Raw genomic sequence first — 649 nt, 5'->3', positions numbered from 1 at the left:
CCGACGAGATACACAATTTGCGCTATTCCACTAAAAGCCAGCATTCCCCAAAACTCAACTGGCAACGAAGTCCAACCGAGCGTGATTAAATACCAAATCAGATATGGGGTAAGCACTCCACAAGCAGACAGGCTTGCAGCCATCGTGAATGCCACGCCTGATCCGGAATGGTTTTTACCCAAGATATTCCAACCAGCATGCAAAACCGCAGAAAATACAACGAGTGCGATTGCCAAGAAATCCATTTGTTTTCCCGTTTAGACAAAGCAAAGGCTCCGAGATGGAGCCTTTGAATATGAAAATACGAACGTTAGTGATTGAGCTCTGCCACCGACTCAATACTGATGGCATCGTGACGCCAGTATTCAATATCGCAGTCAATCAACTCGCCATGTTGGTTATAGTTAGTACGTTCAACAACCATTGCCGGAGTGCCCGATGTTGCTCGCAATGCTTGCGCGACTTCACCAAGCAAGGTACTGGTAGAAATACGGTAACGCGTCTTCTGATACACCACACCAAAGTGCTCGCGATAAATGTCGGTCAGCGAGTTGGTCAAATCAAAGCTCAATAAATTGGGGAAGATCTCTGGACGAATATAGTTGGTCACATACACAACAGGTCTGTCTTCCAAATATCGAACGCGGTC

At 46.4% G+C, this 649-nt stretch carries 1 protein-coding gene and 1 pseudogene; both read right to left on the bottom strand.

Annotation, left to right across the window (positions count from 1 at the left end; genetic code table 11):
- A pseudogene (locus R7E78_RS27525) lies at window positions 1-245 on the bottom strand (multidrug transporter); the annotation flags it as partial.
- Window positions 246-310: 65 nt separating this feature from the next.
- The coding region (locus R7E78_RS27520; RefSeq protein ID WP_318058805.1) for a UTRA domain-containing protein at window positions 311-649 on the bottom strand (339 nt) is incomplete at its 5' end.

The organism is Vibrio sp. YT-19(2023), assembly GCF_033337395.1.
Note: the sequence above shows the minus strand (reverse complement) of the source record. Positions and strands in the feature narration are given on the sequence as shown.